General features: G+C 75.9%; 12 protein-coding genes and 1 riboswitch. Of the genes, 5 read left to right on the top strand and 7 right to left on the bottom strand.

What is annotated here, in order from left to right:
• Nucleotides 1-803: 803 nt before the first annotated feature.
• The 4 genes from ABZ452_RS13090 (at nucleotide 804) to ABZ452_RS13075 (ending at nucleotide 6,966) form a co-directional block, all read left to right on the top strand.
• Nucleotides 804-1,310, top strand: coding sequence for a GNAT family N-acetyltransferase (locus ABZ452_RS13090; RefSeq protein ID WP_357942078.1), 507 nt, complete (start codon nucleotides 804-806; stop codon nucleotides 1,308-1,310).
• The gene (locus ABZ452_RS13085; protein ID WP_357942076.1) at nucleotides 1,307-2,113 is read left to right on the top strand and encodes an SAM-dependent chlorinase/fluorinase; all 807 of its coding nucleotides are present in this window, start codon (nucleotides 1,307-1,309) and stop codon (nucleotides 2,111-2,113) included. The genes ABZ452_RS13090 and ABZ452_RS13085 overlap by 4 nt, the downstream gene beginning before the upstream one ends.
• A gap of 37 nt (nucleotides 2,114-2,150) precedes the next feature.
• A complete protein-coding gene (locus ABZ452_RS13080; protein ID WP_357942074.1) occupies nucleotides 2,151-3,173 on the top strand; it encodes a zinc finger domain-containing protein in 1,023 nt (340 codons plus the stop codon).
• 181 nt (nucleotides 3,174-3,354) lie between these two features.
• Complete coding sequence (locus ABZ452_RS13075) at nucleotides 3,355-6,966, top strand: multicopper oxidase domain-containing protein (protein WP_357942072.1); 3,612 nt, start codon at nucleotides 3,355-3,357, stop codon at nucleotides 6,964-6,966.
• A 24-nt stretch (nucleotides 6,967-6,990) separates the two neighbouring features.
• Here ABZ452_RS13075 and ABZ452_RS13070 read toward each other — a convergent pair whose 3' ends face one another.
• From ABZ452_RS13070 to ABZ452_RS13040, 7 genes are all read right to left on the bottom strand, one after another.
• A complete protein-coding gene (locus ABZ452_RS13070) occupies nucleotides 6,991-7,770 on the bottom strand; it encodes a hypothetical protein (RefSeq protein WP_357942070.1) in 780 nt (259 codons plus the stop codon).
• Nucleotides 7,771-7,786: 16 nt separating this feature from the next.
• Entirely contained in the window at nucleotides 7,787-8,638 is an 852-nt protein-coding gene (locus tag ABZ452_RS13065) for a PspA/IM30 family protein (protein WP_357942068.1), read from the bottom strand.
• A 165-nt stretch (nucleotides 8,639-8,803) separates the two neighbouring features.
• On the bottom strand, nucleotides 8,804-9,241 hold the full coding sequence (locus ABZ452_RS13060; RefSeq protein ID WP_357942066.1) for a helix-turn-helix transcriptional regulator: 438 nt from the start codon (nucleotides 9,239-9,241) through the stop codon (nucleotides 8,804-8,806).
• 226 nt (nucleotides 9,242-9,467) lie between these two features.
• On the bottom strand, nucleotides 9,468-10,040 hold the full coding sequence (locus ABZ452_RS13055) for a CinA family protein (protein WP_357942064.1): 573 nt from the start codon (nucleotides 10,038-10,040) through the stop codon (nucleotides 9,468-9,470).
• A 93-nt stretch (nucleotides 10,041-10,133) separates the two neighbouring features.
• Nucleotides 10,134-10,715, bottom strand: a complete 582-nt coding sequence (gene pgsA / locus ABZ452_RS13050; RefSeq protein ID WP_357942062.1) for a CDP-diacylglycerol--glycerol-3-phosphate 3-phosphatidyltransferase — start codon at nucleotides 10,713-10,715, stop codon at nucleotides 10,134-10,136.
• Nucleotides 10,716-10,762: 47 nt separating this feature from the next.
• Entirely contained in the window at nucleotides 10,763-12,313 is a 1,551-nt protein-coding gene (gene rimO, locus ABZ452_RS13045; RefSeq protein ID WP_357942060.1) for a 30S ribosomal protein S12 methylthiotransferase RimO, read from the bottom strand.
• Between the two features lie 77 nt (nucleotides 12,314-12,390).
• Nucleotides 12,391-13,314, bottom strand: coding sequence for an ornithine cyclodeaminase family protein (locus ABZ452_RS13040; protein ID WP_357942058.1), 924 nt, complete (start codon nucleotides 13,312-13,314; stop codon nucleotides 12,391-12,393).
• A gap of 95 nt (nucleotides 13,315-13,409) precedes the next feature.
• Nucleotides 13,410-13,475: riboswitch (guanidine-III (ykkC-III) riboswitch) on the top strand.
• Between the two features lie 52 nt (nucleotides 13,476-13,527).
• On the opposite strand from ABZ452_RS13040, the gene ABZ452_RS13035 reads away from it, so the two are divergent.
• Nucleotides 13,528-13,842 carry an SMR family transporter gene (locus ABZ452_RS13035; protein ID WP_357942056.1) on the top strand — a complete coding sequence of 105 codons (315 nt, stop codon included), beginning with the start codon at nucleotides 13,528-13,530 and terminating at the stop codon, nucleotides 13,840-13,842.
• Nucleotides 13,843-13,917 lie beyond the last annotated feature (75 nt).

The following is a 13,917-nucleotide window of genomic DNA, read 5'->3' as shown; positions in this document are numbered from 1 at the left end:
CAGCGTCAGCGTCAGCGTCAGCGTCAGCGTCAGCGTCAGCGTCAGCGTCAGCGTCAGCGTCAGCGTCAGCGTCAGCGTCAGCGTCAGCGTCAGCGATCTTGGACGGAAACGGCCCCTATAGGGGCCATTTGGTACCAAGATCTTTCGGTGTTTCGGGATGCGGACGGAAGTTCCCGATAGACGGGAGGAGGGTTGGCCAGGAGCAGGGGCGAGAGCAGGGCCGGTCGGGGCAGGAGCAGCGGCGGGAGCAGGTGCCGGGTCTGGAGGCAGACCAGTGCAGGAGGCAGACTGGCTCAGGAGGCAGGCCAGCTCAGGCGAGGGCCAGCTCAGGCGACAGGCCGGTCAGGCGATAGGCCAGCTCAGGCCACAGGCCAGCCCGGGGATGGGCCACCTCGGACGACAGGCCGGCTCGGGAGGCAGGCCGGCTCGGGAGGCAGGCCGGCTCGCCGGGCCGGGTCGGCAGGCGGGCCGGGTCGGGAGGCGGGCCGGGTCGGGAGGCGGGCCGGGTCGGCAGGCGGGCCGGGTCGGCAGGCGGGCCGGGTCGGCAGGCGGGCCGGGTCGGCAGGCGGGCCGGGTCGGCAGGCGGGCCGGGTCGGCAGGCGGGCCGGGTCGGAAGGCGGGCCGGGTCGGGAGGCGGGCCGGGTCGGGAGGCTGCGCCGGCATCGGCCCGATGGGAGTCGACTCCTCTTGCGACTCCCGCGCACCAGCCGCAGTGCGGTCCCGCGATGCCCAGTCGACGCGGCGCGGGGAGGACCGTGCCGACCTGCTCGCTAGGGTGTGCCGCACACGACGAGGAGGGACGGATGGCCTCGATCCACGTACGACCGGCTGGGCCCGGCGACCACGCCGACCTCGCGGCCCTGCACGAGCGTGAGTGGGGCGGCCCGTACGTGGTGGTCCACGACACCCGCTACGACCTGCGGGAACTACCCGCGCTGGTGGCCGTGGACGGGGCGGGCGGTTTCGCCGGAGCGCTGGTGTACCGGCTCGCCTACGGCGGGCTGGAGGTCGTCAGCCTCGCCGCGACGACCCCGGGTAACGGCGCCGGCAGCGCGCTCATGGCCGCCGCCGAGGCGGTCGCCACGGCCGCCGGGGCGGACCGGCTCTGGCTGGTCACCACCAACGACAACCTCCGGGCGCTCGGCTTCTATCAGCGCCGGGGGCTGCGGATCGTGGCGGTGGACGCGGGCGCGGTGGACCGGGCGCGGGCCGTCAAGCCGGGCATCCCGTACCTGGGCGAGGACGGCATCCCGCTCCACGACGAGCTGCGGCTGGAGCGGCGGCTCACCCCACCGGCGGCCGCGTCGTGACCGGTCTCGATGGAGGGCCCGCCGGCGGTCCCTGGATCTCGCTGACCACGGACTACGGCCTGACCGACGGGTTCGTGGCCGCCTGCCACGGCGTGCTCGCCCGGCTCGCCCCGGCCGCCCGGGTGATCGACGTGACCCACCTGGTGCCGCCGGCCGACGTACGCCGGGGTGCGGCGGTGCTCGCGCAGACCGTGCCGTACCTGCCGGTGGGGGTGCACGTGGCCGTGGTCGACCCGGGTGTCGGCACGGCACGGCGCGGCATCGCCCTGGCGGCCCCGGGCGGGCTGCTGGTGGGCCCGGACAACGGGCTGCTGCTGGACGCCGCCGAGGCCCTCGGCGGGGTCACCGGGGCGGTTGAGTTGACCAATCCGGCCTGGCTGGCCCCGACGGTCTCCCGCACCTTCCACGGGCGAGACGTGTTCGCGCCGGTCGCCGCGCGACTGGCGCTCGGCGCGCCGTTGGGCCAGGCGGGCCCGGCCGTGGATCCGGCGACGCTGGTCCGGCTGCCGGCGCCGGTGGTCCGCGCCGACGACGCGGGCTTCACGGCCGAGGTGCTGACCGTCGACCATTTCGGGAACGTCCAGCTCGCCGCCCCGGGCGCGCTGCTGGCCGGGCTGCCGGAGCGGGTACGGGTGGCCGGCCGGGCGGCGGTGCGCGGGCGCACCTTCGGCGACGCCCCGGCCGGTGGGCTGGTCGTGTACGTGGACTCGGCCGGCCTGGTGGCGCTGGCGGTCAACACCGGCCGCGCGGTCGACCTGCTCGGCGTGCGCCCGGGCGACGTGGTGACGGTGACGCGCGACTGAGCCGTGCGAATCCGCCGCGCCGAGGGAGGATGGAGGGGTGCCCGAAGGCGACACCGTCTGGAACACCGCCCGCGTCCTCCAGCGCGCCCTGGCCGGCGCCCGGCTCACCGGCTCCGACTTCCGCGTGCCGCAGCTCGCCGCGACCGACCTGACCGGCTGGACCGTGCGCGAATCGGCCAGCCGGGGCAAGCACCTGCTGCTCCGGCTCACCGCCCCGATCGACGCCGCCCCGCCCGCCAGGGCCACACCGCCCGGCGCCGCGCCGCGAGGCACGACCACACCAACAGAAGCCGCCCCGCCCGCCACAGCACCGCGGGGCACGACCGCGCCGACCGGCGCCGACCCGCGATCCATGGTCGCACCGAGCGGTGCCACGGCCACACCGGCGGACGCCGCCGGACGGACCGGCGCCGCACAAGGTGACGCCGCGTCGGCGGCCGTTTCGTACCAGGGCGGGCGGGACTGGACCCTGCACTCGCACCTGCGGATGGACGGCGCCTGGCGGGCGTACGCGCCGGGTGAGCGGTGGGCGGCCCGGCCGGCGCACCTCATCCGGGTGGTGCTCCGCTCCCCCGGCGCGGTCGCGGTCGGCTACCACCTGCACGAGCTGGCCCTGATCCCGACCGCCGAGGAGGAGTCGCTGGTCGGCCATCTCGGCCCGGACCTGCTCGGCACCGACTGGGATCCGGACGAGGCGGTGCGCCGGCTGTCCGCCCATCCGGACGAGACGATCGGCGAGGCGCTGCTGGACCAGCGCAACCTGGCCGGGGTGGGCAACCTCTACAAGTGTGAGGTGCTGTTCCTGCGCGGGGTCAACCCGTGGACGCCGGTCGGGGCGGTGCCGGACCTGCCGGGCACGGTCGCCCTCGCGCAGCGGCTGCTGGCCGCCAACCGGGGCCGCTGGGCGCAGAGCACCACGGGGTCGCTGCACCGCGGCCAGACCAGCTACGTCTACGGGCGCCGGGCCCAGCCGTGCCGGCGCTGTGGGACGGCCATCCGCAAGGAGGAGCTGGGCGAGCGGGTCACGTACTGGTGCCCGGCCTGCCAACCGGACCGCTGAGCGGGACGGCGCGTGGAACTTCCACGAACCACCCAAGATCGCCCGAGATAGGGACGATTGGGTAGTTCCCTCCCGCACCTTCGGCGTCGCATGCTGCGGTGGAGTGCTCACCGATCGTCAGCAGCGCGTACGCCCGCCACGTCGGGGTGACGGCAGGCGCGCCCCGACCCCGGGGAGAGCCATGGTGCTGTTCCGCAGACTCCGGCCGGGATGGACGGACCGGTTCGCCCGGACCGCCGAGGACCACGCGCCGACGGTGCCCGCCGCCCGCGCCGCCGAGGAGGAGACCGGCCCCGCCCCGGCCAGCCTCGACCCGGCCGCCGTGCCGCGCTGCTTCGGCCCGGTGCCGAACTTCGCCGGCAGCCCGCTGCCCTCGCTCGACGTCGACGGGCGGCCGGCGCCCGGCACCGGCATCCGCAAGTTCGTCGACCCGCTGCCGGTGCCCGGCCCGCTGGCCTCCGCCGGGCTCGGAGCCCGCCTGCCCGTGGCGGTCCCCGACACGATCACCTGGCCGGGCTGCGACTACTACGAGATCGGCCTGCAGGAGTACGCGCAGCGCCTGCACCGCGACCTGCCGGCCACCCGGCTGCGCGGCTACCGCCAGCTCAACCTCGGCACCGACGCGGCCGGCCACAACACGGTCGCACCGCCCGACCGGCCGTGGCACCTCGGGCCGATGATCGTCGCCCGGCGCGGCCGGCCGGTGCGGATCAAGTTCATCAACCAGCTGCCCACCGGCCGGGCCGGCGAGCTGTTCCTGCCGGTCGACGAGACGGTCGACGGGGCCGGGAGCGGCCCGCTGGACGGGCCCGCGCCGTACCCGCAGAACCGGGCCGTGCCGCATCTGGCCGGGGCGCAGACGGCGTGGATCAGCGCCGGCAACCCGTGGCAGTGGATCACCCCGGCGGGCGAGATCACCCCGTACCCGACGGGGGTGGGGGTGACCGCGGTGCCGGACATGCCGGCGCCCGGCGCCGGCGCCACCACGCTCTACTTCCCCAACGAGCAGAGCGGCCGCCTCATGTGGCTGCACGACAACACCCTCGGCCTGTCGCGGCTCACCGTCTATTCCGGGCAGCTCGCGCTGTACCTGCTCACCGACCCGGCCGAGGAGCGGCTGGTCGACGACGGGGTGCTTCCCGCCGACCAGCTCCCCCTGGTGATCGAGGACAAGACGTTCGTGCCGGACGACGCCCAGCTCGCCGCCCAGGATCCCACCTGGGACCGGGACCGCTGGGGCGCGAAGGGCAGCCTCTGGCACCCGCACGTCTACCAGCCCCGGCAGAACCCCTACCGGAGCACCGGCGGGAACCCGACCGGCCGCTGGGACTACGGCCCGTGGACGCACGACCCGGACGGCGGGGCCAGCCCCTGGGTCGCCCCGGTGCCGAACCCGCACCACGACCCCGTCGCCGAGCCGGACGAGCCGCCCCTCGCGCCGGGCGTGCCGCACCCGTCGGCCGTGCCCGAGGCGTACGGGGACACCCCGCTGGTCAACGGGGTGGCCTACCCGTACCTGGAGGTGGCGCCGCGGGCGTACCGGTTCCGGATCCTCAACGCCTGCCCCGACCGGACGCTCAACCTCCAGCTCTACCGGGCCGGCTCGGACCAGCCGATGTGGACCGAGAGCGGCGCGCCGGGCGACCCGCGCGCCGGGGAGGTGCCGATGGTCGACGCGGTCCGAGTGGCCGGGCGGCCGGCGCACTGGCCCGTCGACGGGCGCGAGGGCGGGGTGCCCGATCCGGCCGCGGCCGGTCCGGAGCTGATCCAGATCGGCAACGAGGGCGGCCTGCTGCCGGCTCCCGCGGTGCTGCCCCAGCGCCCGATCGGCTACCGGTACGACCGCCAGGACCCCACGGCGCTCAACGTCGACGGGCACACCCTGCTGCTCGCCCCCGGCGAGCGGGCCGACGTGGTGGTCGACTTCGCGACGGTCCCGCCGGGCAGCACCCTGATCCTCTACAACGACTGCCCGGCCCCGCTGCCCCGGTTCGACCCGCGCTACGACCACCACACCGGCGCACCCGACCGCACCGCCACGGGCGGCCTACCCGGCGCCCACCCCGGCTACGGCCCGAACACCCGCACGCTGCTCCAGATCCGGGTTACCGGCACCCCGGCCGCGCCGTACGACCGGGACCGGCTCGCCGCCCGGCTGCCCGGCGCGTACGCGGAGAGCCAGCGACCGCCGATCGTTCCGCAGCCGGCCTACGACGCGGCGTTCGGCACCCGCACTCCCGGCGTGACGCTGGTGCCGGCGCGTGCCACCTCGGTGACCTTCACCCCGGCCGGCGCGGCCGCCCCGGTCACGCTGCCACTGGCCGTGAAGTCGGTCGGGCAGGTCTTCGAGCCCCGGCACGGCCGGGCGGTGGGGCGGCTCGGGGTCGCCCACCCGAACGCCGGGCAGCGGACCCCGGCCACCCTGCCGCTCGGCCCGGTCGACCCGGCCACCGAGGTGCTGTACGCGACCGACCCGACGGTGCCGGTGGGCGGGCCGGCCGACGGCACCCAGCTGTGGCGGATCGTCGGCGACGCGCCCCGCACCCATCCGGTGCACGTCGAGGGCTGCGACGTGCAACTGGTCAACCGGGTCGGCTGGGACGGCACGGTCCGCCCGCCGGACGCCAACGAGCTGGGCTGGAAGGACACCGTCCGGGTGAACCCGCGGGAGGACGTGATCGTGGCCCTGCGCCCGGTCCCGCCCAGCCTCCCCTTCAAGATCGGCGACAGCGTACGGCTGCTCGACCCGACCCGGCCGGCCGGCGCCCGGCTGGACGCCAGCCCGGTCAGCCCGGTCGACGGGCGGCCCGCCGCGGTGGTCAACCAACTGGTCAACCTGGGGTGGGAGTACCGCTGGCAGACCCGCTCGGCGGGGCTGCGCGACCAGGGCATGAGCCGGCCGCTGGTGGTGCGGGTGGCGCCCAAGGCGCCGACCGGGCTGACGACGACTCCGGCGCCCGGTTCGGCCACCGCGCTGCCCGCCATCGCGCTGACCTGGACCGGCAACGGCAGCCGCCCGCCGGCCACGAGCCACCGGCTGCAACGCGCCACCGACGCGGCCTTCACGGCGGGGCTCACCGAGATCACGGTGGCCGCGACCGCCACCCGGTACACCGACGCGACCGTCACGCCCGGCGTCACCTACCACTACCGGATCCGGGCCGAGAACGCGGTGAGCTGCTCGGCCTGGTCGAACAGCGTCCCCGCCTCGGTGCAGCTCACCGCGCCGGCCCGGCTGGCCGCCGTGGTGCCGCCGGCCGCGCCGCTGCGGATCGCGCTGCGCTGGGCGAACCGCTCCTTCGCGACCGGGGTGGACGTGCAGCGGGCCACCAACCCGACGTTCACGAGCGGGCCGGGGACCACCGCCATCGCCGTGGGCGAGGCCCACCTGGACCCGGCGGTCGCCCCGGACACCACCTACTACTACCGGGTACGCACCACGTATCTGGGGGCGGCGTCAGCCTGGTCGACGGTCGCCACGGTGACCACGCCGCCCCGGCCCGGGGTGCCGACCGGGGTGCTCGTCACCGCCACCGCGCCCGCCCCCGACACGGCCACGGTGATCCTGAGCTGGTCGGCCAGCACACCCACCGGGGCGGGCGCCGGCTTCGTGGTGCAGCGCGCCACCGACGCCGCCTTCGCACACGACCTGGCCACGTTCAGCGTGACCGGCCGCGGCTTCACCAACACGGGCCTGGCCCGCGGCGCGACGTACCACTACCGGATCCGTTCGACGAACGTCGTCGGCACCAGCCCCTGGACCACCCCCACCCAGGTCACCACCCCCGACTGACGCGGAGGAGGGACGCGGGGTTGGTCAGGGGGTGCGGAGGGGGGTGTGTGCGGTGCGGAGTTCGGCCAGGGCGGACGCGACGCCGTGCAGCAGGTCGGTGGCCTCGGTGAGACGGGTGGCCGAGGGGTCCTCGGTGCTCGGGTGGGCGTCCTCGGCCACGTAGCCGGCGGCGGCCACCACCAGCCGCTCGTACGCCGCAACCCCGCTCTCCAGCTGGCCGACCAGGGTGGCGTGCGCCTCGGCGAGCGACCCGCGCGCCTCGGCGGGGGCGAGCTTCAGGGCGCGTTCCACGCCGGCCACCCGGTTGGCCAGGTCGCGCAGGGAGCGGTCGGCCTCGGCCGCCTCGCGGACGGCCGGCTCGGCCAGCCCGGTGAGCCGGCCGGCCAGCCCGGCCAGCGTCAGCGCGGCCCGGTCCAGTCGGGCCCACGCCTCGGCGGCGGTGGTGCCGCGCAGCGCGAGGCGGGAGCGGACGCGGCGTACCTCGGCCAGGACGCCGGGGCCCACGGGCAGCCGCTCGACGGCGGCGACCAGCCGGGCGCGGGAGCGGGCGGCGGCGTCGGCCGGGTCGAGGGCCGGCGGGGCCGGCACGGCGGCGAGGACCCTGAGGTCGACCCAGCGCCAGGCCGCGAGAGCGATCGCGCTGCCGGCGGCGCCGGCCCAGGCCGCGTCGGGCAGGCCCAGCCCGGCGTACGGGGTCAGCACGGCGGCGGCGCCGCCCAGCCCACCGGCCAGGACGCTCCAGCGCCGCGCGGACCGGCGCAACCTGCGCAGCCGGCGGAAGTGCCGTGCCCGCTCGTCGACCATCGGTCTCCCCCGTCCCCTAGCTCGTGGTGCTCTCCCCGGTGCCGCGCTCCCGGCTCATGTTGGCGCGGATCTCGTCGAGCCGGGCGGCGGCCGCCGGGTCGGCGGGCTGCGCCACCCCGGCGCGTTCCTGCCGGCCGCCGAGCTGCTCGCCGGCCATGCTCGACCGGATCTGCTCCAGTCTCGCCGACCCGGCCGAGTCGAGGGTCGCCTTCTGGATCTCCAGCATCCGGCCCTCGACGGAGTTGCCGGCCAGTTCGGCCCGGCCCATGGCGTCGGCATAGCGGCGCTCGATCCGGTCGCGGACCTCGTTGAGCGACGGGGTGGTGGCGGGGGCGGTGAGCGCCGACATCGACTCCAGCGAGCGGGCCACGGTCTCCTGCATCTTGGCCTGCTCGAGCTGGCTCAGCAGCTTGGTGCGCTCGGCCAGCTTCTGCTGGAGGATCATCGAGTTGTTCTCGACCGCCTTGCGGGCCTGCGCGGCCGCGCCGAGCGCCTGGTCGTGCAGGGTCTTGAGGTCCTCCATCGCCTGCTCGGCGGAGACCAGTTGGCTGGCGAGCAGCTGCGCGGACTGCTCGTAGCGCCCGGCCTCGGTCTCGTCGCCGCGGCCCCGGGCCTGGTCGGCCAGGACCAGGGCCTGCCGGGCGTTGCCCTGGAGCTGCTCGACCTCGGTCATCTGCCGGGACAGCTTCATCTCCAGCTGGCGCTGGTTGCCGATCACGGCGGCCGCCTGCTGGACCAGCGCCTGGTGCTGCCGCTGGGCCTCCTCGATGGCCTGCTGGATCTGCACCTTCGGATCGGCGTGCTCGTCGATCTTCGCGCCGAAGAGCGCCATCAGGTATTTCCAACCCTTGACGAACGGGTTCGCCATCTCCGCCTTGTCCCCTCAGTAGCGTCGCGTCGCCCGACCGGGGTCGACCGGCGGGCCGCGCGGTGTGCCTCCATGGTCCCAGTCGGACGCCAACCCGGCACCCGTACGACCCTGATCAACACTACGACGCGGTCGCCACCGGTGGCCACGGCGCGGCGGGCGGGATCAGGCGGCGCAGACCACGTCCCGGTCCGCGGGGCGGACCCGGGTGGTGCGGAGCGTCGCCTTGAGCGGCGAGTCCTGGCGGACCTGGACGGCCACCGAGCCGTCGGAGGTGACCTGGCGGACCCCCCGGTTGGTGGCCTTGCGCACGGCCGGCGTCGCCTCGATCGTCTCGTCGGCCACCGGGACCAGCACCCCGGGCATCTGCTCGGCCAGCGCGACCGTGTCGCTGACCTCGCGGAGCAGCTCGGAGAGGCGGGCGCCGAGCGCGTCGCAGATCGCGGCCAGCAGCTCGCTGGACGGCTCCTTGTGGCCGCGCTCGATCTCGGAGAGGTAACCGAGGCTCACGTTGGCGGCGGAGGAGACCTCGCGGAGGGTGCGGTGCTGCCCCTGCCGGCGCGCCCGCAGTGCGTCACCGATCACCCGGCGTAGCAGAACCATCGCACCTCCCCCTGAACGGGAACCACCATCTCCGGCCGGGCGTGCCGCGCCGGGCGCGGCGGACCGCCCCGGCGCCGGCGTCGTCCGCCGGAGCCTTCCCGCAACCGTACCCGTTGGTCGCCACGACGACATCCCACCCCGCCTCTCCAATCCTGCGAACCGCCCTCGCGGGCCGGTCGGGGTCCCCGGGCCGGATCGCCCGCGGTCGGGCGTGTCGCGAACCGGGTCACGGCCGGTCGGCGCCGGTCCGGTCGGCGCCGTCCGCCTCGTCGGCGGACCGCGCCTCGTCGGCCTGGGAGGCGGCGTGGATCTGCTCGGCGAGCAGGCGCAGCGCCTCGATCACCGCGGCCGAGCGGACGTGCTCCCGGCCACCGTCGAGGCGCAGCTCGCGGACCTCGGTGCCGCCGGACCCGGCCGCGGCGACGTAGACCAGGCCGACCGGCTTGCCGTCCTGCGGCTCCGGCCCGGCCACGCCGGTGGTGGCCAGCCCCCAGTCGGCGCCGCAGCGCCGCCGCCCGCCCTCGGCGAGGGCGGCGGCCACGTCGGGATCGACCGGCCCGCGCTCGGCGAGCAGGCCCTCCGGTACGCCGGCCAGCTCCGACTTCAACTCGGTGGCGTAGACCACCAGGCCGCCGCGGAAGACCCCGCTGACCCCGGCGATCTCCACGATCGCGGCGGAGAGCAGCCCGCCGGTCAGCGACTCGACGGTGGCCAGGGTCTCCTTGCGCTCGTGCAGGCTGTGCACCACCGAGGCCGCCGGACTGCCGGCGGGCCGCTCGTAGTTCGCATCCGTCCCCATGCCGGCCCTCTCTTCCCGCCCCGCGGCGACCTACTCATCCTGCGCACGGATTCGCCGATCATGTGGTTGTCGGCGGCGACGTGCCGCGCGGGGTCAGCCGGTGGGACGGCGCAGGCGCAGCGCCTGGGCGACGTAGTCGAAGCCGGTCACCACGGTGACCACCACGGCGGCGCCCATGATCCACGGCCCGACCGGGGCCAGCGCGTCGGGCATCGGCCAGAGGTACCAGGTGATCGCCAGGATCTGCAGCGCCGTCTTGATCTTGCCGCCCCGGCTGGCCGCGATGACCCCGCGCCGGATCACCCAGAACCGCAGCGCGGTGATGCCCAGCTCGCGGGCGAGGATCACCGCGGTCACCCACCAGGGCAGCCGGTCGTACCAGGAGAGCAGCACGAGGGCGGCGCCGGTGAGCGCCTTGTCGGCGATCGGGTCGGCCACCTTGCCCAGCGAGGTGACCAGCCCGAACCGGCGGGCGATCCAGCCGTCCACCAGGTCGGTCGCCGAGGCGACCACGAAGATCACGCAGGCGGCCATCCGCCAGCCGGTGTGGCTCATGGCGGAGGCGACCACGGTGACCGCGAAGACCGGTACCAGCACCAGCCGCACCGCGGTCAGCACGTTCGCCGCGTTGAGCAGGGGCACCGGGGCCGCCACCGTCGACTCCGCTCCGGTCATGTCCGGCACCGCCCCACGTGGCTTCCCCGTTCTGTCCGGACCCGCCGTCACCGTGCCGCGCCGGGCGCCGCCGAGATCATCTCATCCGGTACGGCGATCAGGTCGACTCCCTCGGTCGCGGTGACCGTGGCCCGGACCAGGTCACCGGGGCGCAGCGCGGCCAGGTCCACCCCGCCGCCGTCCGGGGCGACCAGGGTGGTCGAGCCGTCGACCTCGGGCGCCTGGTGGGCGGCCCGCCCCTCGACCACGCCGTCGGCGACCGAGTCGACCAGCACCTCCACCGTCGAGCCGAGCCGCTCTTCGGCCCGCTGCGAGCAGAGCTCGTCGGCGAGCGCGGCCAGCTTGTCGTAGCGGCGCTTGATCGTCGCGGCGGAGACCTTGCCGGGCAGGCCGGCGGCCTCGGTGCCGTCCTCGTCGCTGTAGTCGAACACGCCGATGGCGTCGAGCCGCGCCTCGGTCAGGAACCGGACCAGCTCGGCCACGTCCTGCCGGGTCTCGCCGGGGAAGCCGACGATGAAGTTGCTCCGCGCGCCGGCCGCCGGGGCCAGCGCCCGGGCGGAGGCGAGCAGCTCCAGGAACCGGTCGGTGGAGCCGAACCGGCGCATCCGGCGCAGCACCGGCTCGCTGGAGTGCTGGAACGACAGGTCGAAGTACGCGGCCACGCCCGGCGTGGTGGCGATCACCTCGACCAGGCCGGGCCGGGTCTCGGCGGGCTGGAGGTAGCTGGCCCGCACCCGCACGATGCCGTCGATGGCGGCGAGCTGCGGCAGCAGCTTCTCCAGCGCCCGGGGGTCGCCCAGGTCCTTGCCGTACGAGGTGGAGTTCTCGCTGACCAGCACCAGCTCGCGGACGCCGGTCTTGGCCAGCCACTCCGCCTCGGCGAGCAGCTCGTCCGGGGTGCGCGAGACGAACGCCCCGCGGAACGCCGGGATGGCGCAGAACGCGCAACGCCGGTCGCAGCCGCTGGCCAGCTTGAGCGAGGCCACCGGCCCGGTGTCGAGCCGGTGCCGCAGCACCTGCCGCAGGTGCGCCGGGGTGTGCTCGTCGGTCTCGGCGGCGACCCGGGTCGGTGTGCCGTGGCCGGGCAGCGACACGGCCGCCTCGCGGCGCTTCACCGGGGTGAGGGGCAGCAGTTCCCGCCGGTCACGCGGGGTGTGCGCGCCGAGCGCCTCGCCGGCCACCACGGCGTCCAGCCGGGCGGCGATGTCCGGGTAGTCGTCGAAGCTGAGCACCGCCTGCGCCTCGGGGAGGCTGTCGGCCAGCTCGCGGCCGTAGCGCTCGGCCATGCAGCCGGCGGCGACGACCTTGGCGCCGGTGTCGGCGGCGGCCAGCAGTGTCTGGATCGAGTCCTGCTTGGCCTTCTCCACGAAACCGCAGGTGTTCACCACCACCACGTCGGCGCCCTCGCCGTCGGTGGTCACCTGCCAGCCGTCGGCGTGCAGCCGGGCGGCCAACTCCTCCGAGTCGACCTCGTTACGGGCACAACCCAGCGTCAGCAGGGCGACGCGACGGCCGTCAGCCGACGGCTCCAGGTCGCGGCGCGGCGCCAGACGCGCCGAGCTGGAGTCGTCGGAGGAGGGGGAGGTGGCAGACACCATCCGAGGGTACCGGGCCGCGCCGGGAACCCCACCACGGCCGGCCGGGGGCATCGGCCTGCTCACACTCCAGCCGCGGGTCAGCGGGCCGCCGCGCCGACCCGGGCCAGCCGGTCGAGCAGGAAGACCTCCGTGCCCGCCAGGCCGGTGGAGCAGAAGACCGAGATCTGGTCCGCGCCGGTCCGGCCCGGGACCGCACCGGCCAGCACCGCGCCCAGGTCGCGCAACCGGTCCGCGTACGGGTCGACGGCGGCCAGCATCGGCGGGGCGTACGCGGCCGCCTGCGCGGGCGAGTCGGTGACCAGCAGGTCGGCGGCGTCCAGCAGGTCCGGCCCGAACTCGTGCCGGTCGACCTGCTTGAAGCCGACCGTGTTGACGTGGGTGCCCGGGGCGAGGTCGGCGGCGGCCAGCACGGGACAGGTGCTGGTGGTGGCGAGCACCACGAGGTCCCGGTCGCGCACCGCCGCGGCGGCCGAGTCGACGGCGCGGGCCGGCACGCCCAGCTCGGCCCGGACCCGGGCGGCGAACGCGTCCCGGCGGGCCGCCGAGCGGCTGTGCACGGTCACCTCGCGCAGCGGGCGGACCGCGGCGGCGGCCCAGACCTGGGTCCACGCCTGGCGGCCGGAGCCGACCACACCGAGGGTGGCCGCGTCGGGGCGGGCCAGCGCGTCCACGGCCACCCCGCCCAGTCCCCCGGTGCGCCGCGAGCCCAGCTCCTCGCCGACCGCGATGGCGCGTACCGCCCCGGTGGTGGCGTCGTGGAGGACCACGAGCTGCCCGCTCTCCGGGTGCCCGAACGTGTCGTACGAGCGGAAGCCGTACCACTCGCCGGTGAGGTGCCCGGCCGTGAGCACCATCCGGCCGCCGCCGAGCGGGGCGGACGCCCGGGGCGGGGCGATCAGCCGTCCCTCGTACGCGGCCAGCAGCGCGTCCCGCATGGCGGCGACGGTGAGCGGGGCGTCCACGGCGGCGGCGACGTCCTCGTCGGAGAAGAGCACGGTCATGCCGACCATCCTGCAACCTGAAGTTCGCGTGAACTCCAGCCATGGTGGGGTTTGTCACCGTGCCGGACCGCCGGCCCCGGCGGTGCTAGCGTCGGATCCGGCGGCCCCGTGCCGCCCCGGACGAGTGGTGGGCGTACCCGGTCAGGCCAAGACGCCCCGTGTGACCGCCCGTCCCGGCCCCGGTGGCCGGGCCCGTCCCGTCAGAGGTGACCCATGGCCTGGCTCGTGCTGGTGCTCTCCGGACTGCTGGAGACCGCCTGGGCGATCGCCCTCGACCGCAGCGCCGGCTTCACCCGCCCGGTCCCCTCCCTGGTCTTCGCCGTCTCGCTGGTGGCGAGCATGGCCGGCCTGGCGTACGCGCTGCGCGACATCCCGGTGGGCACCGGCTACGCGGTGTGGGTCGGCATCGGGGCGGTCGGCACCGCGCTGGTCGGCATGCTGGCGCTGGGCGAGTCGGCCAGCCTGCCGCGGATCGGCTGCCTGCTGCTCGTGGTGGCCGGCGTGGTCGGCCTCAAGCTCTTCCACTGACCGGCGCGCCGGCGTCCCGTTTGGACGTGCTGCCGGCCGGGGTATCCCCTCCTCGCCCCACCCAAGGGAACCCAA

It is taken from the genome of Micromonospora sp. NPDC005707 (genome assembly GCF_040631005.1).
Classification (GTDB): Bacteria; Actinomycetota; Actinomycetes; order Mycobacteriales; family Micromonosporaceae; genus Micromonospora.
Note: the sequence above shows the minus strand (reverse complement) of the source record. Positions and strands in the feature narration are given on the sequence as shown.